23 protein-coding genes and 1 pseudogene are annotated in these 21,573 nt (G+C 72.6%); 12 read left to right on the top strand and 12 right to left on the bottom strand.

Annotated features, from left to right (window positions below):
• Positions 1-12: 12 nt before the first annotated feature.
• Positions 13-1,335 (top strand): glycosyl hydrolase, encoded by a 1,323-nt coding sequence (locus tag ACFC96_RS19905; RefSeq protein ID WP_376613384.1) that lies wholly within the window; start codon positions 13-15, stop codon positions 1,333-1,335.
• 34 nt (positions 1,336-1,369) lie between these two features.
• Here the strand turns inward: ACFC96_RS19905 and ACFC96_RS19900 are convergent, their stop codons facing one another.
• The 8 genes from ACFC96_RS19900 to ACFC96_RS19865 form a co-directional block, all read right to left on the bottom strand.
• On the bottom strand, positions 1,370-2,491 hold the full coding sequence (locus ACFC96_RS19900) for a GNAT family N-acetyltransferase (RefSeq protein ID WP_376613382.1): 1,122 nt from the start codon (positions 2,489-2,491) through the stop codon (positions 1,370-1,372).
• Positions 2,491-3,153: a lipopolysaccharide biosynthesis protein gene (locus ACFC96_RS19895; RefSeq protein ID WP_376255747.1), complete on the bottom strand. Its 663-nt coding sequence runs from the start codon at positions 3,151-3,153 to the stop codon at positions 2,491-2,493. Before ACFC96_RS19895 ends, ACFC96_RS19900 begins: the two co-directional genes overlap by 1 nt.
• Positions 3,154-3,160: 7 nt before the next feature.
• On the bottom strand, positions 3,161-4,303 hold the full coding sequence (locus ACFC96_RS19890; protein ID WP_376613380.1) for a glycosyltransferase: 1,143 nt from the start codon (positions 4,301-4,303) through the stop codon (positions 3,161-3,163).
• Positions 4,300-5,001, bottom strand: a complete 702-nt coding sequence (locus ACFC96_RS19885) for a polysaccharide deacetylase family protein (RefSeq protein WP_376613532.1) — start codon at positions 4,999-5,001, stop codon at positions 4,300-4,302. Before ACFC96_RS19885 ends, ACFC96_RS19890 begins: the two co-directional genes overlap by 4 nt.
• Positions 5,002-5,098: 97 nt before the next feature.
• Complete coding sequence (gene murJ, locus ACFC96_RS19880; protein ID WP_376613378.1) at positions 5,099-6,763, bottom strand: murein biosynthesis integral membrane protein MurJ; 1,665 nt, start codon at positions 6,761-6,763, stop codon at positions 5,099-5,101.
• Positions 6,760-8,013 carry an O-antigen ligase family protein gene (locus tag ACFC96_RS19875; protein WP_376255992.1) on the bottom strand — a complete coding sequence of 418 codons (1,254 nt, stop codon included), beginning with the start codon at positions 8,011-8,013 and terminating at the stop codon, positions 6,760-6,762. Before ACFC96_RS19875 ends, murJ begins: the two co-directional genes overlap by 4 nt.
• 130 nt (positions 8,014-8,143) lie before the next feature.
• Positions 8,144-9,616, bottom strand: coding sequence for an exopolysaccharide biosynthesis polyprenyl glycosylphosphotransferase (locus ACFC96_RS19870; protein ID WP_376613376.1), 1,473 nt, complete (start codon positions 9,614-9,616; stop codon positions 8,144-8,146).
• Complete coding sequence (locus tag ACFC96_RS19865; protein ID WP_376255739.1) at positions 9,613-10,746, bottom strand: glycosyltransferase; 1,134 nt, start codon at positions 10,744-10,746, stop codon at positions 9,613-9,615. Before ACFC96_RS19865 ends, ACFC96_RS19870 begins: the two co-directional genes overlap by 4 nt.
• Positions 10,747-11,388: 642 nt before the next feature.
• Between ACFC96_RS19865 and ACFC96_RS19860 the strand changes: the two genes are divergently transcribed.
• The 9 genes from ACFC96_RS19860 (at position 11,389) to ACFC96_RS19820 (ending at position 16,715) form a co-directional block, all read left to right on the top strand.
• Positions 11,389-11,625 (top strand): chaplin, encoded by a 237-nt coding sequence (locus ACFC96_RS19860; protein ID WP_376255737.1) that lies wholly within the window; start codon positions 11,389-11,391, stop codon positions 11,623-11,625.
• A 232-nt stretch (positions 11,626-11,857) separates the two neighbouring features.
• Positions 11,858-12,550 (top strand): hypothetical protein, encoded by a 693-nt coding sequence (locus tag ACFC96_RS19855; protein WP_376613374.1) that lies wholly within the window; start codon positions 11,858-11,860, stop codon positions 12,548-12,550.
• A gap of 267 nt (positions 12,551-12,817) precedes the next feature.
• Positions 12,818-13,102, top strand: a complete 285-nt coding sequence (locus ACFC96_RS19850; protein WP_376255990.1) for a hypothetical protein — start codon at positions 12,818-12,820, stop codon at positions 13,100-13,102.
• Positions 13,103-13,184: 82 nt separating this feature from the next.
• Positions 13,185-13,316 (top strand): hypothetical protein, encoded by a 132-nt coding sequence (locus tag ACFC96_RS19845; protein WP_376613373.1) that lies wholly within the window; start codon positions 13,185-13,187, stop codon positions 13,314-13,316.
• Between the two features lie 194 nt (positions 13,317-13,510).
• Positions 13,511-14,011: a DUF5949 family protein gene (locus ACFC96_RS19840; protein ID WP_376613371.1), complete on the top strand. Its 501-nt coding sequence runs from the start codon at positions 13,511-13,513 to the stop codon at positions 14,009-14,011.
• Between the two features lie 53 nt (positions 14,012-14,064).
• Positions 14,065-14,703, top strand: coding sequence for a vitamin K epoxide reductase family protein (locus ACFC96_RS19835; protein WP_376255988.1), 639 nt, complete (start codon positions 14,065-14,067; stop codon positions 14,701-14,703).
• A gap of 116 nt (positions 14,704-14,819) precedes the next feature.
• On the top strand, positions 14,820-15,326 hold the full coding sequence (locus ACFC96_RS19830) for a hypothetical protein (protein WP_376613369.1): 507 nt from the start codon (positions 14,820-14,822) through the stop codon (positions 15,324-15,326).
• A 93-nt stretch (positions 15,327-15,419) separates the two neighbouring features.
• Positions 15,420-15,818: a tyrosinase family oxidase copper chaperone gene (locus tag ACFC96_RS19825; protein WP_376613367.1), complete on the top strand. Its 399-nt coding sequence runs from the start codon at positions 15,420-15,422 to the stop codon at positions 15,816-15,818.
• A gap of 39 nt (positions 15,819-15,857) precedes the next feature.
• Entirely contained in the window at positions 15,858-16,715 is an 858-nt protein-coding gene (locus tag ACFC96_RS19820) for a tyrosinase family protein (protein ID WP_376255725.1), read from the top strand.
• Positions 16,716-16,775: 60 nt separating this feature from the next.
• Here the strand turns inward: ACFC96_RS19820 and ACFC96_RS19815 are convergent, their stop codons facing one another.
• Positions 16,776-17,066 carry a chaplin gene (locus ACFC96_RS19815; protein ID WP_376255723.1) on the bottom strand — a complete coding sequence of 97 codons (291 nt, stop codon included), beginning with the start codon at positions 17,064-17,066 and terminating at the stop codon, positions 16,776-16,778.
• A gap of 202 nt (positions 17,067-17,268) precedes the next feature.
• A pseudogene (locus ACFC96_RS19810) lies at positions 17,269-17,604 on the bottom strand (SpoIIE family protein phosphatase); the annotation flags it as partial.
• 313 nt (positions 17,605-17,917) lie between these two features.
• Here ACFC96_RS19810 and ACFC96_RS19805 point away from each other — a divergent pair.
• Positions 17,918-18,439, top strand: a complete 522-nt coding sequence (locus ACFC96_RS19805; RefSeq protein ID WP_376255721.1) for a hypothetical protein — start codon at positions 17,918-17,920, stop codon at positions 18,437-18,439.
• Between the two features lie 140 nt (positions 18,440-18,579).
• A complete protein-coding gene (locus ACFC96_RS19800; RefSeq protein ID WP_376613365.1) occupies positions 18,580-20,073 on the top strand; it encodes a flotillin family protein in 1,494 nt (497 codons plus the stop codon).
• 117 nt (positions 20,074-20,190) lie between these two features.
• Here ACFC96_RS19800 and ACFC96_RS19795 read toward each other — a convergent pair whose 3' ends face one another.
• Both ACFC96_RS19795 and ACFC96_RS19790 read right to left on the bottom strand, forming a co-directional pair.
• Positions 20,191-20,799 (bottom strand): phosphatase PAP2 family protein, encoded by a 609-nt coding sequence (locus ACFC96_RS19795; RefSeq protein ID WP_376613364.1) that lies wholly within the window; start codon positions 20,797-20,799, stop codon positions 20,191-20,193.
• The gene (locus tag ACFC96_RS19790) at positions 20,796-21,473 is read right to left on the bottom strand and encodes a DedA family protein (protein WP_376255715.1); all 678 of its coding nucleotides are present in this window, start codon (positions 21,471-21,473) and stop codon (positions 20,796-20,798) included. Before ACFC96_RS19790 ends, ACFC96_RS19795 begins: the two co-directional genes overlap by 4 nt.
• Between the last annotated feature and the right edge of the window lie 100 nt (positions 21,474-21,573).

Genomic DNA, 21,573 nt, shown 5'->3' with positions numbered 1-21,573 from the left:
CGAGGAGTAGGCATGTCCCCACAACGCCGAAGGGCCGTGAGCCGGCGGATCCCCTCGCTGACGGCCGGGATCCTCGCGTCAGCGGTGATCGCGTCCGGCTCGGTCTCCGCCGGAACGGCCGGGGCAGCCGTGCCCGGTGACACGCCACCCGCCGAATCCGCCTCCCCCGTCCCCGGGCCGGCATCGGCCGGCACGCCCGCCCCCACCACGGCACCCCGTCCGGCGCCCACCCCCACAGGCGGCGGCGCGGGCACTCAGGCGGACACCTCGACGTTCCCCGCGTTCGGTGCCTACCTCGACTACGGGCCGAACGGCGTGCAGCGCATGGGCCGGTTCAGCAAGTGGCTCGGCGGCTCCGAACTGCGCGTCGGGCACACCTATCTGCCGGGCGACCGGTGGAGCAACATCGAGGGCGCCCCCGGATTCCTGGAGGACTGGGCGAAGTGGCGGCGCGAGCGGGACGACCGGATCTTCGTGCTCAACGTCCCGATGCTGGAGCACAACGAGGAGCACGTCGGCGACGCGGAGGTCCGCTCCCTCCTGCGGCAGGGCGCGGCCGGCGCCTTCGACGAGCACTTCCGCCGCCTCGCCCGGCGCCTCGTCGACCTGAAGGTCCCGGACACGGTGCTCGTGCCCGGCTGGGAGATGAACGGGACGACGTACACGCACCGGTGCGGGCCCGACCCGGAGGCGTGGAAGGCGTACTGGAAGCGGATGGTCACGGCGATGCGGTCGGTGCCGGGGCAGAAGTTCCGCTTCGACTTCACACCCAGCCGTGGCCTCGACGCCGTGCCCTGGACCACGTGCTATCCGGGCGACGACGTCGTCGACGTGATCGGCATGGACTCGTACGACCAGCCCGAGGGCAAGTCGTTCTCCGAGCAGGTCTCGGAGCCGTACGGGCTTCAGCAGCACGTCGACTTCGCCAAGGCGCACAACAAGCTCATCTCGTACCCGGAGTGGGGGCTGTTCCGTAACGGGGACAATCCGGAGTACATGCGGCGCATGATCGAGTGGATCGACCGGCACAAGCCTCTCTACAACACGATCACGGACTACTGCCCGCACGGCGTCTGGCAGTGCCGCGAAAACCCCGAGGCGTCGCAGGTGTACCGCTCGATGCTCTCCGGCCGCCTGGAGCCGTCGCTGCCGAAGCCCACGCAGCCGACGCCGCCCACACAGCCGACGACACCCGAGACGCCGCCGGTGACGCCGCCTGTCACGCCTCCGGTGACGCCGCCCAGCTGCTCGCCGCTCGGACTCGGCGACTGGGTGGAGTACTGGCTCGGCGGGAAGCTGTGCCTGCGGTTCGACTGGTGGTCGCGGCGCTCCTGACGCGCCGGTGTCCGGGCCGGTGGCGGCGGGTTCGTCAGGACCCGTCGCCGCCGCGGGCCTTCCACGCGTGCAGCGCTCTCTTGCCGAGGCGGCGTGCCGTCACGTCGCCGACGGCGAGGGCGAGCCCCGCCGACGTGCCGGTTCGGGCCAGCACGAAACGCTGGTTGACGACGCGGTGGGGACGCCAGTGGTGCTTGTACGGCTCGTCGCCGCGCAGCAGGCTCAGGGAGCCGGACGCGCACTCCTGGACGTGCTCGCTGCACGAGCGCAGCAGCATCGTGGTGATGTCGGCCTTGCGTTCGCGCAGGCCCGGATGGGCGCCGTACAGATAACCGCCGACCAGGCGCGGCGACAGCAAGGTCAGGTCCGCGGCGAGGACCGTCTCGTCGATGCGGAACTCGGTCACGACCGCGTCGCCCGACCTCGCCATGCGGGAGACCGAGCGGGCGAGGTGCTCGGAGAAGCGCGGCCTGAGGTGCTCCGTCGTCACCTTGCGGCCCTGCCACTGGAGCTGGTGCAGTTCGACCAGACGCCGCACCGAGCCGTCGACCTCGTTCTGCGGGACGACACGGCGCTCGATCCCGAGGGCGTCCAGCTTGCGGATCTTGGCGCGGGCGCGCTGCCCGCGGGACGCCGGCAGCCTGCCCACGATGTCGTCCATCGGGACGGGCGGCAGCTCCAGGCAGAGGGAGTCGTCCAGGCGGCGCCTGGGGCCCGGCCACCGTTCGTAGAGGCGCTCGACGGCACTTCCCGGGCGCGCCTCGCGGAAGTCGATCACATGGGTGCGGGCGAGCCGCCACAGCGCGTCGCCCAGCACGCGGGACCCGGTGCCTGCTCCCTCGTCCCCGCCGTCGTCGACAAGGACGTCGCAGAAGTCGGAGATGCTCCCGCCGAGCGGCACCAGGACCGGCAGGGGCCGCCACCGGCGCATCAGCGGCGCCGCGGCCACCAGCCGCCCGCCGTCACGGACCAGGACCACGTACAGTCCGCGCCCGGACCCGTACGAGAGCCACCACGAGTACAGCCAGGCATGGCTCTGGAACGGGGTGGCGGTGCGTGAACTGCGGTACAGCGCCTCCCACTCCTCGCCCAGCTCGCCGAACCGGGCGCTGTCGGTGCACACCTCGACCGACAGGTTCCCGCCCCCGGGCCGCATCAGACTCTCCCGTGCAGATCCGCGGCCGCGGCGGGCCCGGGGACGCTCGCGTTCGTCTCCGTCCGCTCGCGCCGGGGCCGGACCAGCATCACGAGCCCGCCGAGGAGGCCGCCCGCGCCGACGCCCACGAGCGCGGTCACCTCGGGGGACGCCGAGGACGGCGAGGTGGGCTTCGTCGCGCGCGAGAACTGGAGGAGCTTCACCCTGGTGCTCGCCTGCGTGCGGTCGGCGGCCGTGGTCAGTGCCCGCGCCACCGCGTTGGCCATGGCGGCGGCCTCGCGCGGCTTCGTGGACGTCGCCGACACCGCGACCATCGGCGCGTCCGGCGACGTCTGAGTCCGCACGCTGCTCTGGAGCTTCTTCACGGGAACCCCCGCCCGCTTCTGCGCGTCGCCGAGCACCGCGACCTGGGTGGCGACACGGCCGTAGGCCTGGGCGAAGCCGAGCGCGGCCGACGGGTCGGACTTCTCGTCCGGCACCGCGATCACATAGCTCGTGGCGGAGTACTGCGGCGTCTTGAGAACGCCGTACGCGCCGCCCGCGCCACCGCCCAGGAGAACCCCGGCCGCGATCAGCGACCACAGGGGGAGGCCCTTCACGCGGGCGGCCGTCCGGGCGAGGAAACCGGGCGGGCTGACCCGCCGGTGAGGAGTATCGGTCATCACTTACTCACTCTCGAACTTTCGGATCCGAACCGCCCAGGGCCGCCCCGTACAGCCGCAGGTGCTGTTCGGCGCTTCGGGCGATGCTGTAGTGGTGGGCTGCCGGGGACGGGGTACGGCCCAAGGGGCGGGCCGCCACGATCCGCAGTGCCTGTCGTGCGAACGACTCCGGGTCGCCGGGGACGCGGACGGCCGCGGACTCGACGTGCGGGGGCAGGTCCTCGACCGCGGGGCAGCTGACGTAGAGGACGGGCAGCCCCGAGGCGAGTGCCTCCACGACGGCGAGGCCGAACGCCTCCTCGTCCGACGGGGAGGCGAGCAGGTCCATCGCGCCCATGAGGGCCGGCAGATCGGGGTCTCCTACGCGGCCCGAGGACGACACGTAGGGGCGTTCGCCCGCGAACACGACGCGGCGCACGACGCCCAGTTCCCCTACGAGCCCGCGCAGCCGCTGCTCCTCGGGACCGCCCCCGACGAGGAGAAGCTTTACGTAGTCCGGCAGTTGGGCCAGGGCTCTCACGAGGACGTCGAAGCGCTTGCCGGGGACGAGACGGCCGACTCCCCCGATGACGAAGTCGTCCCGGTGCAGGCCGAACACGTGACGGGTGGCGTCGCGCAGCGCCGGGTCGTGGGCGAAGCGCTGCACGTCGATGCCGTTGGGCACGACGTGGACACGGTGCCGGGGCACTCCCCACCGTACGAGGCGCTCGGCCACCGACGGGGAGACCGCCAGAGTGGCCCGGCCCACCCGCTCACCGGCCAGATAGAGCGCGCGGACACCGGCGGACAGCGGGCGCCCCTCCATCCGGCTCTCGCCCAGCGAGTGCTCGGTGGCGACCACGGCGCGGACCCCGGCGAGGCGCGCGGCGAACCGGCCGTAGACGCAGGCGCGGTACAGGTGTGTGTGCACGAGGTCGTACCGGCCCTCGCGCACGAACCTGGTGAGCCGGGGCAGCGCGCCCAGGTCGCGGTTCCCCGTCATGCCGAGGTGCACGACGCGGACGCCGTCGGCGGTCAGGCCGCGGGCGACGGTGCCCGGGGCGGTCAGGGTCACCACGTCGCTGTGGACGGGCAGATGGCGCAGCAGGAGCCGCAGCTGCTGTTCGGCTCCCCCGGTGCCGAGGCCCGTGATGACGTGCAGGGTCCTCATGTACGGGCCTCCCGCGCGGTGGACGGGCGGCGGCGCAGGCGGTGCAGGCGCAGCTTCAGTTCGAGGCGCCAGGCCGCGTCCTCCTGGCCGACGTAGACACGCGGCAGGGCGAAGGCGCCGGTGAGGTCGCCCGGCGAGATGGCGCAGGCGTAGCGGTATCCGGCATGGCGGACGGCGTCCGCGACACGGCGGTCGACCGTGCCGTAGGGGTAGCAGAAGCCGGGGACCTCGCGTCCGGTGAGCTCTTCCAGACGTCTTCGGCTGTCCTCGGTCTCCGCGCGCAGGACGCGGTCGTCGACCCGGGTGAGGTCGACGTGCGTCAGGCCGTGCGAGCCGATCTCGATGCCCACGGACGCGGCGGCCCGGATGCCGCGTGCCGACAGGAGCGGCTTGCGCGGGCCCAGCGGGTCCCACTCGTTGACGCCGTCGAGGCGTCCGGGCAGGACGAACAGGGTGGCTCCGCAGCCGTAGTGGCGCAGCAGCGGCAGAGCGTTGTCGACGAAGTCGCAGTAGCCGTCGTCGAAGGTGAGGCCCACCAGGCCGCGGTCCGCGCCGCGCGCGCGGGCCTCCAGGAGCTCCGTCATGCCCACCCCGCGCAGCCCGCGCCTGCGCAGCCGGCGAAGCTGTTCCTGGAGGCGTTCGGGGGAGACGGTGACGCGGTACGGGTCGTCGCGGCAGTCGTCCACGGAGTGGTACATCGCGACCCACATCGGCGCGTTCGGGAGGAGCCGGCGGGTGCGGTCCGGAAGCCACGACCGGGCGCGCGGAACGTCTCCTGTCTCGATGCGTCCTGTGTCAACGGGCATGCCGGGGCCTCCTGGTCGCGGAGCGGACAGCGGGAACGAGAGGCGCGAGGGACTCGGCCCGCAGCGCCCACAGGAGAAGGACGAACACGGCCGTCACGGCGAGACACCCGGCGGCGCCCGCCGCGAGCGGCGACGTGAAGGAGGCCGCGGCCATCAGCCCCGCCACGGTCGCGCCCGCGGCGGCGAGCAGCGGCTTGCCCATCTCGGCCAGGACCCTGGAGACGTCGACCGGGACGCTGCGCCGGTCCATCGCGGCGAGGAGGAGTACGGCGGTGAGGGTGATCCCGAACGCGTTGGCGCCGGCGATGCCCCGTACGCCCCACAGGTCGACCGCCCAGGAGCCCACGCCGGCGGTGGCGCCCGTGCCCACGGCCATCGCGCCCACCGGGTACCAGGTGGGGCGGCCCGCCGAGAAGTAGGAGCGGACCAGGGCACCCACCATGGAGTGGCCGAGGAGGCCGAGGGCGTAGACGCGCATGACGGACGCCGTGGCGGCGGTGTCGTCGGCGGTGAACGCGCCGCGCTGGAACAGGACATGGATGATCTGCGGGGCGCAGGCGAAGATCGCTGCGGCGCCGAGCAGGACCACGCAGGCGGCGAGACCGAGATCACGCTCGACGCGCGCGCGGGCCGCCGCGATGTCGCCGCGCGCGACGGCCTGCGCCACGACCGGGAACGTGACGGTGCACAGCATCAGGGAGAGCACCATCGGCAGCTGGGACACCTTCTGCGCGTAGTTCAGGTGCGAGATGGAGCCCGCGGCGAGCGACGAGGCGAGAAAGCGCTCGATGAACACCTGCGACTGCTTGCACAGGGCGAACGTCAGGACGGCGGCGATGAGCCCGAGGCCCATGGCCCGCCCCTCGGCCGCGGCCTCGTCCCCGGCCTCGCCCACGAGCCTCTCGGCGGCCTTCGCGGAGATCAACCTGCGGTGGAACGCGGGAAGTTGGATCGCCACCATCAGACAGCCGCCGACGGCCACCCCCATCGCCGCGGACCGCACGCCGAAGCGCGTCCCGCACACGAGCATCGTGGCGATGATGCCGATGTTGTACGCGACGTAGATCGCGGCGGGCGGCACATAGCAGCCGTGGGCCCGCAGCGCCGCGCTGCAGTATCCGGTCAGGCCGAACGTGAGAGCGCAGGTGGCGGTCAGCCGCGTGCATTCGACGGCGAGTCGAGGGTGCGGCAGGCCGGGCGCCAGGGCGTGCACGAGGGAGGGGGCACCGGCGATGAGCAGCGCGGCCGCGGCCAGGAACGCGAGGCCGAAGCGGGGCAGTGACGAGGAGACGAGGGACCGTACGGGATCGGCGCCCCGGGCCTGCGCGCGGCGGGCGACGGCCGCGCTGAACGCGGGCACGAGCACGAACGCCAGGCCGTCCTCGATGAGGAGGGTGGAGGCGAACTCCGGGACCGTCCAGGCGACCAGGAACGCGTCGGTCTCGCTGCCCGCGCCGAAGAGGTGCGCGAGGGACTGGTCGCGGCCGAGACCGAGGACCGCCCCGGCGGCCGAGAGGAGGGCCGTGAGCAGCGCGGCCCGCGCGAGGCGGCTGTTCGACGCGCCGGAGAGCCCGGTGGCGGGCGGCTCGGTCCGGAGCTGGGCGGGCAGGCCGGGGGCCTTGCGGGTGTCCCCGTCCGCCGTGGGGATGGTCACGGCGTCGCCGCCTCCTTCAGGGACGCCTGCGGCGCCAGGCCCCACCAGGCGGCGAGGCCGATGACGAGGGCGGTCAGGACCGTCGACGGACCGCCGATGTCGGCGTACACGAAGTCCACGAGCTGCCAGCCGAGCAGGCCGCACGCGACGAGGCCGCAGTCCGGGCCGGGCCGGGCGCCCGCGCCGCGGCCGAGGCGGCGCAGGGCGAGCAGCAGCAGCGCGACCCAGCCGCCCGCGAGGGCGACCAGGCCGATCAGGCCCTGCTCGCTGAGGATCAGCAGGTACATGTTGTGCGGGGACAGCAGCGGCTGGCGCCTGAACGCGGCGCCCGCGCCCGCCGTGTCGCTGCCCGAGGAGAGCGCGAGCGAGGCGTGGCTGTCCCGTTGGGCGACGAACCCCTTGAGGCCGACGCCCGTCGCCGGGTGCTCGCTCCACATGTCGACCGCCGCGGCCCACATCGTGTACCGGTCCGTGACGGACTGGTCGGGGGCGTCGGCGACCTGCGTGATGCTGCTCATGCGCTCCTGGAGCAGCTGCGTCCCGACGCCGAAGCCGCCCACCAGGACGACGGCCACCGCGGCGGTCACGGCGAACAGGCGGACGGCGCGCCGCACCCCGGCGAGCAGCACCTGCGCGCCGCAGGCCACGACGGTCGCGATCCACGCGCCCCGGCTGAAGGACAGCGCGAGCGGCAGGAGCAGCGCGAGCGCGCACAGCAGGGCGGGCGTGCGCCGGGCCGCGGTGCGCGCGCCGAGGGCCAGACCCAGGGCGGCCACGATCCCGTACGACACCACCGTCGCCATTCCCATGACGTCCGTGGGGCCGAAGGTGCCGACGGCGCGGATGTCCTCGCCCATGTACGAGGCGCCGGTCCCGGTCAGGTACTGGTGGACGCCGATGCCGCCCTGCCACAGGGCGAGCCCCACGAACGACCGGGCGAGCAGCCGGAAGTCGCGGCGGTCGCGGACCAGGACCAGGACGGCCACGGGGACGAGGACGAAGATCTGGCAGTAGCGGACCATGCCGACGAGCGCGGCCGACGGCGAGTCGGCGGCCGTCGCGGCAATGGCGATCCCGACGACGGGCATCCCGAGGAGGAGCGCGGCGGCAGGGGTCAGGGGGCGCTCGGCGCGGCGCAGGGTGACGGCCACACAGACGGCCACGACCAGGCCGGAGACCGCGTCGGCGAGGCTGCTGCCGCCGGTTCCCGCCGAGCCGGGCGTCAGCGGCAGGCCGAGCACGGCGACCATGAGCAGGACGGGGAGCACGGGCGCGTACCGGCCGAGGACGGCGACCAGCGCGACGGCAGGAGCGGGCCGCGTACCTGTCGGACGTGGAGCGGTACGCAGTCCGGCGTCCGTGGGAGAGGCAGTCACCCGGTCAACTCCCCGTGGAGCGTACGAGCGCGGCCGCGGTGCGCACCAGGATGCTGATGTCCTGCCACAGCGACCAGCTGTCGATGTACGCGTTGTCGAAGCGGGCGCGGTCCTCGATGGAGGTGTCGCCGCGCAGGCCGTGGATCTGGGCGAGGCCGGTGATGCCGGTCGGCATGCGGTGTCGCCCGGCGTAGCCGGGGTGGGCCTCGCTGAACTGCATGACGAAGTAAGGGCGTTCGGGGCGCGGGCCGACGAGGCTCATGTCGCCGCGGAACACGTTCCACAGCTGGAGCAGCTCGTCCAGGGAGGTGCGCCGCAGGAAGCGGCAGAACCACGCCATGCGCTCCTCGTCCGCGACGCTCCACCGGGTGGCGGACTCCATCGCGTCGCTCGGGCGGTGCGTGCGGAACTTCAGCAGCGTGAAGGGCTTCCCGCCCTTTCCCACGCGCTCCTGCCGGAAGACGACGCCGGGCCCCTCGGCCAGGCGCAGCCACACGGCGCACACCAGCAGGACCGGGCTGGTCAGGACGAGGAGGGTGCCGGAGACGACGAGGTCGAGCGCGCGCTTGCCGGCGCTGCCGCGGCGGCGGGCGGGCGGCCTCGGACGGTAGCGGAACCCCGCGAGGTGCCGGGCCCCGTCACCGGAGCGCGCCGGGTACGGGGCGGCCGGCGGGTCGAGTTCCCAGACGCCGCAGCCGTACTCGCCGAGCACCGTCAGCCAGGCCGCCCGCTCGTGCGCATCCCCCTCCAGGAGGAGCGCCCCCCGCACCCCGTTCTGGACGATCGCGCGGCGCAGTTCGTCGGTCGTGCCGAGGACCGGCAGGTCGGGCCCGTCGTGGTCGGGCGGGTGTTCGGACTCCTTGTCCGCGAGGATGCCGACCGGGCGCACGCCCGACCGCGGGTGGCGCAGCAGGGCGGCGGCGACCGGCCGGGCGAGGGTCTCGGGGCCGATGAGGAGGGTCGGGCAGGGGTGGCGCGCGGCGGCCTCGCGGCGGCGCCAGTAGACGAGGCCGCGGCCCGTGCCCGCGAGGAGACAGTGCAGGGCGGCGCCCGCCGCGAGCGTCCCGGCGGGCAGCGGATCGAGCTGCGGGAACCCGGCGAGGACGGCCGCCGTGACGCACCAGAGCACCACGATGCGGCCGCCGATCGCGGGCCAGTCGTCGAGCAGGAGACGGGGCGTGTCGCCGCGGTAGAGGCCCGCGCGCGCGTTCGCCGCCGCGACACCGGCGGCCAGCGCGATCACGAGCAGAGGGTGCCGCTGGACCGGCGCGATCACGAGGGTGCTCAGCACGGTGGCCGTACCGTCCGCCGCGAGGAGGGGCGTGCAGGAGAGGTGCCGTGCGGCCGCGCGTCTGCCCGCCGGTGACGGGCGGTGGCCCGTCTCTGCGCGTGGCGGGACGACCGAGGCGAGGAGGGTGCTCGGTGCAGTGGCGCGTGGCTGCCCCGCGGGGGAGGCGACGGTACGTTCCGCGGTCACGTGTTGAGGGGCTCCCTGCACTCGGTGGGCTCCGCGCCCAGTAGTTCGCGGTACACGTCGGCGACCGCGTCGGCGGTGCGCCGCACGTCGTGGTGCGCCCGCGCGTGCCGCAGGGCGAGGCCGCCGAGCGCTCCGAGCCGGTGGGGGTCGCGCAGCAGACCGGTCAGCGTGCGGGCGAGCGCGGCGGGGTCGTCCGGCGGTACGAGGCAGTCGGACGCGAGGCCGGCGGGCAGGCTCTCGCGGGCGCCGTCCACGTCGGTGACGACGACGGGCCGCCCGCAGGCCATCGCCTCCAGGGGCGCGAGCGCCATGCCCTCCCAGCGGGACGGCAGCACCACGAGGTCGGCCTGCCGGTACCAGGGCACGGGGTCGTCGGCCCCCACGAACCGCACGGAGGCGGTGGCCTGCCGGCGCAGCGCCGCCGCGTCCGGCCCGTCCCCGACCAGCACGAGCCGCGCCCGCGGGAACCTCTCCTGGACGAGGGGCCAGGCGCGCACCAGGACGTCCTGGCCCTTCTGGCGGCAGATGCGTCCGACGCAGACCACCAGCGGATCGGCGGTGGCCTCGCGCGGTTCGGGTGCGGGGACGAAGCGGGTGAGGTCGACGCCGTTGGGGATGACGTCCCAGCGCGCGGTGATCCCGGCGCGCTCGCCCGTCGCGCGCTCCGCCTCGCTGACGCAGACGACCCGGGAGGCCCAGCGCGCGCTCCGGCGCTCCCACTCGAGGGCGAGCCGGGCGGAGGGGCCGTCGACGGCCTCGAAGGACCAGGCGTGCGGCTGGAACACGGTGGGGACCCGGCCGCGCACGGCGAGGCGGGCGGCGAGTCCGGCCTTGGCGCTGTGCGCGTGGACGAGGGTCGGCCGCACCTGCGCCACGAGCCGTGCGAGGCCACGGACTTCGCGGGCGATGCCGGGCCCGGGCGAACGGGTCGCCTGCCACGGCAGGACGTCGCAGCCGATGCGGCGCAGCGACCCGGCGAGGGGCCCGTCGGGCGGGCAGGCGACGCTGATCCGCATGCCGGCGGAGAGCTGTGCCTCGGTCAGATCACGCACGACGCGGGCCACTCCGCCGTCGACGGGCTGGGTGACATGGAGGACACGCGGTCGAGGGGGTGTCGCTGTCGGTTGCATGCGTTTCCCTTCGTGATGGAGGAGGGAAACGCGCTAGGACCTGGCGTCGGCCGCTGCGCAGAGCACGCCGCTCCAGGCCGCGTCCCGCCGCGATGTCATCCGGAGGCCGCGCCCCGCCCTCCGATGCCTGATGCTCCGGCCGGGCGCGCAGACGTCCGAGTCGCAGCCGAGGGTCCTGGTGCACGCGGGGATCCTTCGCGGCTGCGCGCGTCCCGGTTCCCTGCTGCTCGAGTCGAGCACGTCGTCGGCCGGGGCGGCCGCGGCGCCGCCTGTCGCGAAATGCACGGCAGAAGAAATGACGTCCACCGCCGAACGGCGCAGGAGCGAGCCCAGGTGATGACGCATGACCGATTCCCTTTCAGGGACAAAGAGCTTCTGGATCACGGAATGAGGATGCGAAAGTCACATTGGACGGAAAGCACTTCTGCGCCCCGCCTCGCCGGGCCGGGAGGTGAGCCACTGTAGCGACAGACGACTATTTATCCGGGAAACCCGGCATGTGTGTCGGAATGGTGAAACCGGTGAAATTAACGCCGGGCGGTCACCCGATCGGGGGCGCAACCCCCCATGGGTGGCGCGCGTTGATCCACGAGCCGGGCGCCCGCCCCGGAGACGTATCAACCGACCGAGGAGCACTTCCCCATGTCGCGTACCGCGAAGGCCTTTGTCTTTTCCACCGTCGCTGCCGCCGCCCTGGCGGGCACCGCCGGCGTCGCATCCGCCAGCAGTGACGCGCGGGGTGCCGCCACCGACTCCCCCGGTGTCATCTCGGGCAACACCGCCCAGGTTCCCGTCCACGTCCCCGTGAACCTCTGCAGCAACACGGTCGACGTGATCGGCCTGCTGAACCCGACGTTCGGCAGCCACTGCGCCAACTGATCCGGTTTCCCCCGGACCCTTCCGCGGCCGCCCCGAACGGGGCGGCCGTTCCTGTGCGTTGCGCCGTATGGGGGGAGGTGCCACAGATCCCCCGAACGGGCGCCTCACCTGGCACGACACGCCGAGAGGCGAGGGTGATCGCGTACGGCAAGTAGCCGATCGGTTGCGCAGCGCGATCAGTCATCCCACGGTGGTCACAAGATCGGACACACACCACCGAAAGGGAACACACATGCCCCATCAGCCCGTACGGCGCATTGCTACCACCGCTCTTTGCGCGACGATCCTCCTCGGCACCGCCGCTCCCGCGATAGCCGCCGAAAGCGACCCGGGAAACTCCAGCAGCGTCGAGGCCCTGCACGCACCGGTTCCCGGAGCGGATGCGCTGCTGGGCCAGGTAGGCACACTCGGCAGCATGAGTTCCGTCGTGACCCCGGTCACGGACCTGCTCACCGAGGTCCTCAAGGCCGACGACGGAAAGCTGTCCGCCGCGGCGGCACAGAAGCACGCGGACGCGATCAAGGCGGCCATCGACGCCGCCAGGGCCAGCGTCCCCGCGACACCCGCGACCCCCGCGACACCGAAGTCGGCCGCCCCCGACGACGCCAAGGCGGCCAGGAAAGACGTGAAGGGCGACGCCCTGACCGCGCTGCAGACCGCCGTCGACGCGCTGCTCAAGGCGTCGACCGCGGGTGACGTCGCGGGCGTCGCCACCGCGGCCACGAACGTCGTCACCGCCCTGGTGAACCTGCTCGCGGCCACCCTGCTCGGCGGCGGGCTGCCGGCGCCGAACCTGCCCGGCCTGCCCAAGCTCCCCACCCTCCCGTCGACCGGACTCCCGCTCCCGTCCACGGCGTCCCTGCCGTCCACCTCCACGCTCCCGAAGACGCCGGTGCTCCCCCAGACCGCCGCCCTGCCCAACTGACAAAAGCGCGCCCGCGGTGACGCGGGCACCCCCACCCACCCGCCGCGCCGGTCCCGTACCGGCGCGGCGGGCTTTTCATGTCCCGGCCGTGCCCGATCGGGCGCCCCGCGCCGACCATTCACCTCTCCCAAATCTCATATGAGAACTCCACGGCCCTTCGTTCGAGTGGGTTCGGCAAATCCCCTGACCTCGGAGTTTCCCTTGCCGGGGACGCTCGTTGGACATTCCGTCGCTGGTGACAAATCGTCACCCCAAGGAAGGAACATGATGAAGCCCCTGAAGGCCGCCGCCGTCGTCGCCGGATCCATGGTCATCGCCGGTGCAGCCGCGCCCGCGTTCGCCTCCGACCTCACGCCGACGAGCCTCAACGGCGCGGTCGACACCCTGAGCCGCCAGTCGGTGCTCGACGCCCAGCCGCTGCACACCAACATGCTCGACACCGAAAAGGACGGCTCGGTCCTCAACACGGTTCAGAACACGGCCGACAACGTCAACGACGCCGGCGCGGGCGCCCCGGCCGGACTTCTCGGCGGCCTTCCCCTCGGCAAGTAGCGATCCGCGCGGACGCGTTCCTGGCACTCGCCGCACAGCCACCTTCACGAGCCGCGAAACCTCTAGCGGGAAGGCTCCTGAGATGAACACCGCCAAGAAGGCCGCTCCGGTCATGGCCGCCGCCGGTCTCGCTGCGGGCGCCGCTTCGGGCAGCGCCTTCGCCCAGGACGGCACCGAAGCGGCACCAGCGTTCACCACGGCTGACACACGCTGACTCACCCCTTCGCGCACGCGTGGCGCGAAACGGCACACAGGCCGACGAGAGGCTGGTCCCATCGCGTCGAGCGGGCCCCGGACCGGCCTCTCGGCATGTCCGGCGCGACCCCGATTCTCGTTCGAGTGGGGGCCGTTCCCCCAAGCGGGTGAAAGGTCACCGGGGGGCCTGTCGAGCGTGGCTACGCTGCCGTGGTGACTTCAATGCCGACTGAGAACCGCGCCTTCCGCGCCATCGATCTGGGCACTCTCGCCGTCATCGCGTGGAGCGGCGAACACCCGGACGAGGCGGGGGACATGCCCTTCCTGCTGGCCTACTCCCTGGGGGACGGCGCGGGCGGACAGGAGGCATCGACCGAAGCGGTGAGGGCCCTGCTGCAGAACAACAGTCTGCCGGTCGGCAAGGTCGTGGACGCCACGGGCAACCCCAGCTTCCCCGTCTCGCTGCTCGTCGAGGCCGGCCAGGCCGTGGTCAACATGCCGTACCTCAACGCCCAGTGCGTCGCGCCCCCCGAGTGGCTGGCCGCCGCGGCCGAACGCGGTTACGCGTACTTCGTGTTCACCACGCGCCCCTGGACCTCGGCGGTGCCCGGCACTCCGGTCGCCGAGGAGGACCTCGCCTCGTTCGCGGGCGACGAGGCGACGCTGACCGGCGCGGCCCACTGCCTGCTCCCCGTACGCAAGCTGCGCGTCTGACCAGAAGGAAGTGGCCCATGGGAACCACGAACACCGAGGGACGCCCGGCCCGGATGCCGCGGCAGTCCGGCCCGACCCGGCACGGTGACAGCTCGTTCGGGACGTCGCGTGCGGCCCCCCAGTCCCGTTCCCTGGGTTTCGCCCTGCTTCTGGTGATCACCGGTGCGGCGGGGCTGCTCGCCGCGTGGGTCATCACGATCGACAAGTTCAAGCTGCTGGAGGACCCGAACTTCACGCCGGGGTGCAGTCTCAACCCGGTGGTGTCCTGCGGGAACATCATGAAGAGCGCCCAGGCGTCGGCGTTCGGGTTCCCGAACCCGATGCTGGGGCTCGCGGCCTACGCGGTCGTGATCTGTGTGGGGATGAGTCTGCTGGGGCGGGCGAGGTTCCCGCGCTGGTACTGGCTGACGTTCAACGCGGGCACGCTGTTCGGCGTCGGGTTCTGCACATGGCTGCAGTTCCAGTCGCTGTACCGGATCAACGCGCTGTGCCTGTGGTGCTCTTTGGCGTGGGTCGCCACGATCGTCATGTTCTGGTACGTGACGTCGTTCAACGTGCGCAACGGGTTCCTGCCCGCGCCGTCCTGGCTGCGGTCGTTCTTCGGTGAGTTCACATGGGTCCTGCCCGTGCTGCACGTCGGGATCATCGGGATGCTGATCCTGACGCGCTGGTGGGACTTCTGGACCAGCTGAGCCACGCAACAGCCGATTGCGCCGGGAGAGGGAAGTTTGCGCTGATGCCACCCGCTCGGTCGTTACTCCTTTCGCGGTGACAAGTACCGCGAAGCCCGAAAGGAACTGTGTCCGCCATGAAGTCAACTACCAAAGGGACGCTCGCTGTCCTGGCCGGCTGCCTTGCCTCCGTGGGCGCGGGCGCCGCTCCCGCCGCCGCGGGCGAGCAGGTACCCGTAGCGGTTCCGTTGACCGGTGTGGAGAACGCGCTGCACGTGAAGGCGCCCGAGCTGTCGACCGGAGTGCCGATCCCGATGCCGGGCGGACCCGATGCCCCTCGCTTCACGGCGGGGCGGATGCTGCCCGAGCCGCTGCTGCCGGCGGTCCCGCTCAGCAGCGAGCTGCCCGACACGCGGGTCGAGGCGCCGCTCTCCCGGGCGACGGGAGACCACAAGACCGATCACCTGGCCCTGACCACCGCGGGGTCCGACGTGCGGACGGCCACCCCCGGAGCGTCGGTGAACCCGCCGCTCACCGGCCCGATCGGCGACCGGTTCGGGCTGCCGGGCCCGGCACTGCCCGAGGCCGCGCTCGCCGCGCCGCTTCTGACGGCGGCGCCGGGTGCGGCACTCGGCATCGCGTGACCCGCACACGGAGATCCTGAGGTCCGAAAGAGGAGACGCCCAGTGCAAGCCGGTACCCCGCCTGTCGGTCTCGGTCCCGCCGGCCAGGGGCTCATGACGCGTCGGACCGTGGTGCGGCGGCTGATCGGCGTCGCGCTGGCCGTCGCCGTGGTGCCGGCCGCAGCACTCGTCGGCCGGGCCTTCCGCCACCCGCAGGACGACCTCAAGGACGCGGCCGGCGGGGGCTTCGAGGAGACCTACCGCGGCCGCCACATCCGCGGGACGCGAAGGCAGGGCCCGATGGCGCGCGCACACATCGGGCAGGACTCCGGGCAGCGGTCCGGGCGCTGGGACGTCACGGTGGACGGTCGGCCGCTGCATCTGATGCGCCGCGCCGACGGCAGCTATCTGAGCATGGTCGACCACTACCAGTCGTATCCCACCCCCCTGGCCGCGGCGAGAGGGGCCGTGGACGAACTCGGTGACCAGATGCTGCGTCGGCGCGCGCTCTGAGCGGCGCGGCGCAGCCGAAGTTGAAGAAGGGGGACGGCGTTGGTCTACACGCGGCAGAACCAGAGCTCGCTCACGACGGCGCAGAAGAAGCGGTTCGTGTCCGCGGTGCTCGCGGTCAAACGCAAGGGGCAGTACGAGGAATTCGTGCGCACGCACATGGAGTTCTACGCCGGTGACGGGGACGGCGGGCAGCGGGTCGCGCACATGGCGCCGACGTTCCTGCCCTGGCACCGGCAGTTCCTCCTGGAGTTCGAAGGCGCGCTGCAGCGCGTGGATCCCGGAGTCTCCGTCCCTTACTGGGACTGGACGGTGGACCGTTCCCCGACGTCGTCCCTGTGGGGCGAGGGGTTCCTCGGCGGGAACGGCCGACGTTCCGACCGGCGGGTGATGACGGGACCCTTCGCCTACGGGAGCGGGCACTGGCCCATCAAGGAGGGCGTGACGGAGGGCGAGTTCCTGACCCGGGACTTCGGACGCCCCCACGACCCGATCGAGCTGCCCACGAAGGACGAACTGGCCTGGGCGATGCGGGACGAGCTGTACGACTCCGCGCCGTGGAACTCGACGTCATCTCAGGGGTTCCGCAACAAGGTCGAGGGCTGGACGTCGGGGCGGGGGAACAGCAGGTTCCGTAATCACAACCGGGTGCACCGGTGGGTCGGCGGACACATGCTCGGGGCGGACTCCGTGAACGATCCGGTCTTCTGGCTCAACCACGCGTTCGTCGATCTGCTCTGGTCACGCTGGCACCGGAAATACCCTGACTCGGCCCCCTATTTGCCGGACGGAGAGTCGACGGGAGCGGGGGGTGTCGTGACTCTGGACGAACCGATGCCGCCCTGGAAAGTGAAGCCGAGTTCGATGATCGAGCACGGGCATTTGTATCAGTACGGATAATCGGCGTCACTCATGAGAAAAGGCCCCCCGCGCATCCGCGCCGGGGGCCTTTTCCGGGTGTCAGCCGCCGTAGCCGCCGTTGTCACCCCCGCCGGTGCCCACGTCGTTGCCCCCGGTGTTGGCGCAGGGGTTGCCGAAGGCCGGGTTCAGCAGAGCGATGACGTCCACGGTGTTGCCGCAGACGTTGACCGGGACGTGGACGGGGGCCTGGACGGCGTCGCCCGAGACGAGTCCGGGCGAACCGGCAGCCTCACCCTGGGCGCCGGCGTCGGCCATGGCCAGGCCGGCACCGCTGATCACCACGGCGCCGGTGCCGAGCACGACAGCGGCGGCCTTCGCGATGCGAGACATCACGATCTCCTTTTGCTGGACGGATACGGCCGCAAGATCGCGTCCGCATACCGGGTTCAACGGAATCACCGCGTCCAGGTAACGGCCTTAACGGCATCCATCCGACGGACCCCGATTTATGGTGATTCCACCGGAATAGGGATGGCCGAGTTCTGTTGCACCGGCCGCCTGCGTCGAAAATCGCCGGAATTCGTGGCGCGAATTATCGTGGGGCGGAGGGCACGAATGGCGGCGCGGCGCCGGACGGCTCTTCGTGGCGGTGGCGCAGGAGCAGCATCGCGGCGTCGTCGTGCATTGGGCCCGCCGCGTGGTGCATCAGGTCGGCACGCAGCTCCTTGAGAGCGGCCTCCGGGTCGGAGTCCTCGAGGAGCGAGGCACGGTCGCCGAGGGAGTGGAAGTCTCCGGCCCGGTCCCGCGCCTCCGTGACGCCGTCGGTGTTCAGGAGGATCTGGTCGCCGCGCGCGAAGTCCACCGGGCACGGCTCAGGCCCCTCCGCGCCGTGCACACCGAGGCCGAGCGGCAGCGCGTACTGCGGCGGACCGGAGGCGATGTCGGCGAGCGCGACCAGGGCCATGACCGCGTAGGCAGCGCGGACAGCACGCCGTACGCCCGGCCTCTCCCCCGGTTTCTTTCCTGGCCTTTCTTCTCGGTCATGCGTCACCCCGGCTTGACCAACGGCCGGTGCTGCGGCGAAAGTTCCCGCAACGGCCTCGCAAAGAGAGGCAAAACCCGGCATCAATGAACAGTAAAGATTGCCGGGATATGGCAATGCGCGCGCCCCGTTCGTGGGGCGACGATGTGGCCATCACCGAAGGGGCGGCCGGTACGGGTACGGCCGGAAGGGGGATGCGGTGACGGTTTTTCTGGGGCTCGGCGTCGCGGGGCTCGTTCTGCTGGTGCTCGCTCTCGTCTTCGACGGCGTGCTCGAAGGGCTCTTCGGCGGGGCCGGATTCCTCGACGGGCTCTTCGACGGACTGCTCTCACTGCCGGTCGTCGCCGGATTCGTCTCGATGCTCGGCTTCGGCGGGGCGCTCGTACTCGGCACCACCGGCCTGGGGGCCGGGCCCGCCACCGCCGTGGGGGCGGGCGCGGGCATCGCTGCCGGGTGGCTGACCTGGCGGCTGAGCCGGGCCCTGATGCGCGATCAGGAGGGGGCCGCCCCGCGCGGCGACGACCTCGTCGGCACGGCGGGTTCCGTCGTCACGGCGATCCCGGCGGACGGCTACGGCGAGGTGCTGCTGCGGCTCGCCGGGCAGCCGGTGAAGCTCGCGGCGAGGAGCGCGGGGGCGACGGCCGTGGCGCGGGGCAGCGAGGTCTGGGTCGAGGAATCGCTCTCGCCCACGTCGGTGGCCGTGCGGCCCGTCCGGCACTGAGGCCCTCCCGACGGTGAGCGCCACCACCGTCCACGCCCGGTCGGCCGGCGCCGTCCGTGGAGCCGTCCGCACGAAGCCCGCCGGGGCCGTCCCTACGTAATCGATCCACCGTCCCCCAGGGGGCAGGAGGGGGAATCACCATGAGTCCAGTGCTCATCTCCGTCATCGGAGTCGTCGTACTCGTCGTGCTGCTCGCACTCGTCGTCGTGACCCGCTACAAGGTGGCCGGGCCCAGCGAGGCGTTCATCGTCACCGGGCGGCGCGGCAAGAAGGCCACCGACCCGGAGACCGGCCGGGTGTTCACCGACAACAGCGGACAGAAGGTCGTGGTCGGCGGCGGCGTCTTCGTCGTCCCGTTCGTCCAGCAGAAGTTCACCCTCGACCTGTCGTCGCGGCACATCCCCATCGCCGTGCGCGGCGCGGTCACGCTGCGCGGCGTGAAGGCCAACCTCGAGGGCGTCGCCATCGTCAAGGTCGGCGGCACCGAGGACTCGATCCGGGCCGCGGCCCAGCGTTTCCTCGCCCAGCAGGGCGGCATCGTCGGCTTCACGCAGGAGGTGCTCTCGGGCGCCCTGCGCTCCATCGTCGGCCGGATGTCGGTCGAGGACATCATCCGTGACCGGGCGGCGTTCGCCGGGCAGGTCGCCGAGGAGGCGGAGGCCAGCCTGTCCGGGCAGGGCCTCGTCCTCGACGCCTTCCAGATCCAGGACATCACCACCGAGGGCTCGTACCTGGAGGACCTCGGCCGGCCCGAGGCCGCCCGCGCCAAGCAGGAGGCCGACATCGCCGAGGCGGTCGCGCGGCGCGCCGCCGAGCAGGCCCGTCTGAAGGCGGAGGAAGAGATCGCCATCGCGCAGCGGACCTTCTACCTGAAGCAGGCCGAGATCAAGGCCGAGACCGACGAGGCCGCGGCGCGCGCCGGGGCCGCCGGTCCACTGGCCGAGGCCGCGCGCCGGCAGGAGGTGCTCGCCGAGCAGGAGAAGGTCGCCCAGCGCCAGGCCGCCCTGACCGACCGCGAGCTGGACACCCAGGTCCGTAAGCCGGCCGACGCCGCGCGCTACCAGGCCGAGCAGGAGGCCGAGGCCCGCCGCATCGGACTGGTCAAGCAGGCCGAGGCCGACGCCGAGCGGGCCCGGCTGACCGGTGAGGGCGAGAAGGCGCACCGTGCGGCGCTCGCCGACGCCGTCCGCCTCGAGGGTGAGGCCGAGGCGGCCGCGATCGGCGCGAAGGGTGCGGCCGAGGCGGAGGCCATGCACAAGAAGGCCGACGCGTTCGCACGGTACGGCGACGCCGCGGTGCTCCAGATGGTCGTCGAGGTGCTGCCGAGCGTCGTCGCGAAGGCGTCCGAGCCGCTGAGCGCCGTGGACAAGATGACGGTGATCTCGACGGACGGCGCGAGCCGGCTGTCGCGTACGGTCGCCGACAACGTCGCGCAGGGCGTCGAACTCCTCGGTTCGACCACGGGGGTCGACCTGGCGTCGCTCCTGAAGGGGCTCACGTCGGCTTCGGCGCCGGGTTCGGGTTCGGGTTCGGGTTCGGGTTCGGGTTCGGCCAAGGGGGAGGTGCCTGCTCCCGCGTCCGGTTCCGTGGCCGCCCCGGGGAACAACGGGTGGATCGAGGTCTCCGGGGAGTAGGGCCGTCGGCAGCTACTTCAGCAGGGCGGCGTCCGCCGTGTGCAGGCCCGCGGGATACCGGTCCTCGGGCAGGTCCACGGCCATGGGGCGCCGCCCTGTGTCGTCTCGCCCCTCCCGTCAGTGTGTCGACACCAGGGGGCGCAGGCGGGTCGTTCTCAGGCGGTCCACCTGCGGGGCGGCCCGGGTCGCGAGCGGGGTGAGCAGGAGGGCCAGGGTGGCGCCCACGGCCAGGCCCGCCGCCACGTCGTGCGGGTAGTGCACGCCGATCCACACGCGGGAGGCGCCCATGAGGACCGCCGCCGGGACCGCGATCAGGCCGATGCGGCGGTCGGCGAGCAGCAGCGTGACGGCTGCCGCGGCGGCGATCACCGCGTGGTTGCTGGGGAACGACCAGTCCCCGAGTGCCGGGCACGCCTCCACGGTGACCGTGTGGAGCGTGTGGCACGGGCGCTGTTCGTCGACGACCGACTTGAGTACGGAGTTCGCCGCGTAGGCGACCACGACGATGAACGGGGACGCGAGGACCCGGGCCATCCGGACGCCGCCCTCGCCTCTCGCACGCCACCACGCCGCGATCATCAGTACGGCGAAGAGCGCGAGCCCGTAGTCCGACCAGCCGGACACGACGGCGTTCACCGGGGGCGGAGTGCCGTGCGCCAGGTCGGTCACCCAGGTGTAGAGACCGCCGTCCACCGACGCGCCGCCGAAGGCGAGAGGTGTGGTCATGATGTGCCCTCCTCCGCGGCGCGGCGCTCGCGTGACCTGGCGCGGGAGCGCCACACCTCCAGGGCCAGCGGGACCAGGGAGACGATGACGACGAGGGCGACGATCGGCAGGAGGTAACGGTCGACGTTCGGCACCGACGAGCCGAGTCCGTAGCCCGCGAGGACCAGGCCGACCGTCCAGACCAGGCCGCCGGCGATCTGCCACACCGTGAAGACCCGTGCCGGCACCCCGAGCGCTCCGGCCAGCGGGTTGAGCACCGTACGGACGACGGGGACGAAGCGGGCCAGGACGATCGCCTTGGCGTGGCCGTACCGGTCGAGCAGCTCCTCGGCGCGGGCCGCACCCTCGTGCAGCCGCTTGGCTCTGCTGCGGGCGAGGAGCGCGCGGCCGCCGCGCCGCCCGATCCAGTACCCCGCCTGCGCCCCGGCCAGCGCGCCCACGACGGCGGCCGCAAGGACCTGCGGCAGCGAGAGGTGGACGGGCCCGTGCGAGCCGCCCGCGCAGAGCAGGCCGGCCGTGAAGAGCAGCGAGTCGCCCGGCAGGAAGAACCCGACGAGCAGTCCGGTCTCCGCGAACAGGACGACGGCCACGCCGAGGGCGCCGAAGGCGGCCAGGAGGGAGCCCGCGTCCAGCACGTTCACCGCTTGGGCGGCGGCGAGGGGGTCTACGGCCATGCGGGCCGCTCCTCTCTCAGTCGTCTCATAATGGGCTGAACGGCGGCCACGGGTCGGCGCGCCGACCATACGACTACAGTCGTGTAGACGGTCTACTCAA

Origin of the sequence: Streptomyces sp. NPDC055955, assembly GCF_042270245.1 — a bacterium.
In the GTDB taxonomy this organism is placed as follows: Bacteria; Actinomycetota; Actinomycetes; order Streptomycetales; family Streptomycetaceae; genus Streptomyces.
The sequence above is the reverse complement of the archived record's forward strand: the minus strand, read 5'-3'. Positions and strand labels throughout refer to the sequence as shown.

Coding starts and splice junctions, on each gene's coding strand:
- ACFC96_RS19860 (WP_376255737.1), top strand. CDS start 11,389: ATGTCGCGTACCGCGAAGGCCTTTGTCTTTTCCACCGTCGCTGCCGCC.
- ACFC96_RS19905 (WP_376613384.1), top strand. CDS start 13: ATGTCCCCACAACGCCGAAGGGCCGTGAGCCGGCGGATCCCCTCGCTG.
- ACFC96_RS19790 (WP_376255715.1), bottom strand. CDS start 21,473: ATGGCCGTAGACCCCCTCGCCGCCGCCCAAGCGGTGAACGTGCTGGAC.
- ACFC96_RS19855 (WP_376613374.1), top strand. CDS start 11,858: ATGCCCCATCAGCCCGTACGGCGCATTGCTACCACCGCTCTTTGCGCG.
- ACFC96_RS19830 (WP_376613369.1), top strand. CDS start 14,820: ATGAAGTCAACTACCAAAGGGACGCTCGCTGTCCTGGCCGGCTGCCTT.
- ACFC96_RS19895 (WP_376255747.1), bottom strand. CDS start 3,153: ATGACCGATACTCCTCACCGGCGGGTCAGCCCGCCCGGTTTCCTCGCC.
- ACFC96_RS19795 (WP_376613364.1), bottom strand. CDS start 20,799: ATGACCACACCTCTCGCCTTCGGCGGCGCGTCGGTGGACGGCGGTCTC.
- ACFC96_RS19865 (WP_376255739.1), bottom strand. CDS start 10,746: ATGCAACCGACAGCGACACCCCCTCGACCGCGTGTCCTCCATGTCACC.
- ACFC96_RS19885 (WP_376613532.1), bottom strand. CDS start 5,001: ATGTACCACTCCGTGGACGACTGCCGCGACGACCCGTACCGCGTCACC.
- ACFC96_RS19845 (WP_376613373.1), top strand. CDS start 13,185: ATGAACACCGCCAAGAAGGCCGCTCCGGTCATGGCCGCCGCCGGTCTC.
- ACFC96_RS19850 (WP_376255990.1), top strand. CDS start 12,818: ATGAAGCCCCTGAAGGCCGCCGCCGTCGTCGCCGGATCCATGGTCATC.
- ACFC96_RS19825 (WP_376613367.1), top strand. CDS start 15,420: ATGACGCGTCGGACCGTGGTGCGGCGGCTGATCGGCGTCGCGCTGGCC.
- ACFC96_RS19815 (WP_376255723.1), bottom strand. CDS start 17,066: ATGTCTCGCATCGCGAAGGCCGCCGCTGTCGTGCTCGGCACCGGCGCC.
- ACFC96_RS19800 (WP_376613365.1), top strand. CDS start 18,580: ATGAGTCCAGTGCTCATCTCCGTCATCGGAGTCGTCGTACTCGTCGTG.
- ACFC96_RS19900 (WP_376613382.1), bottom strand. CDS start 2,491: ATGCGGCCCGGGGGCGGGAACCTGTCGGTCGAGGTGTGCACCGACAGC.
- ACFC96_RS19890 (WP_376613380.1), bottom strand. CDS start 4,303: ATGAGGACCCTGCACGTCATCACGGGCCTCGGCACCGGGGGAGCCGAA.
- ACFC96_RS19835 (WP_376255988.1), top strand. CDS start 14,065: ATGCCGCGGCAGTCCGGCCCGACCCGGCACGGTGACAGCTCGTTCGGG.
- ACFC96_RS19875 (WP_376255992.1), bottom strand. CDS start 8,013: ATGGTCGCCGTGCTCGGCCTGCCGCTGACGCCCGGCTCGGCGGGAACC.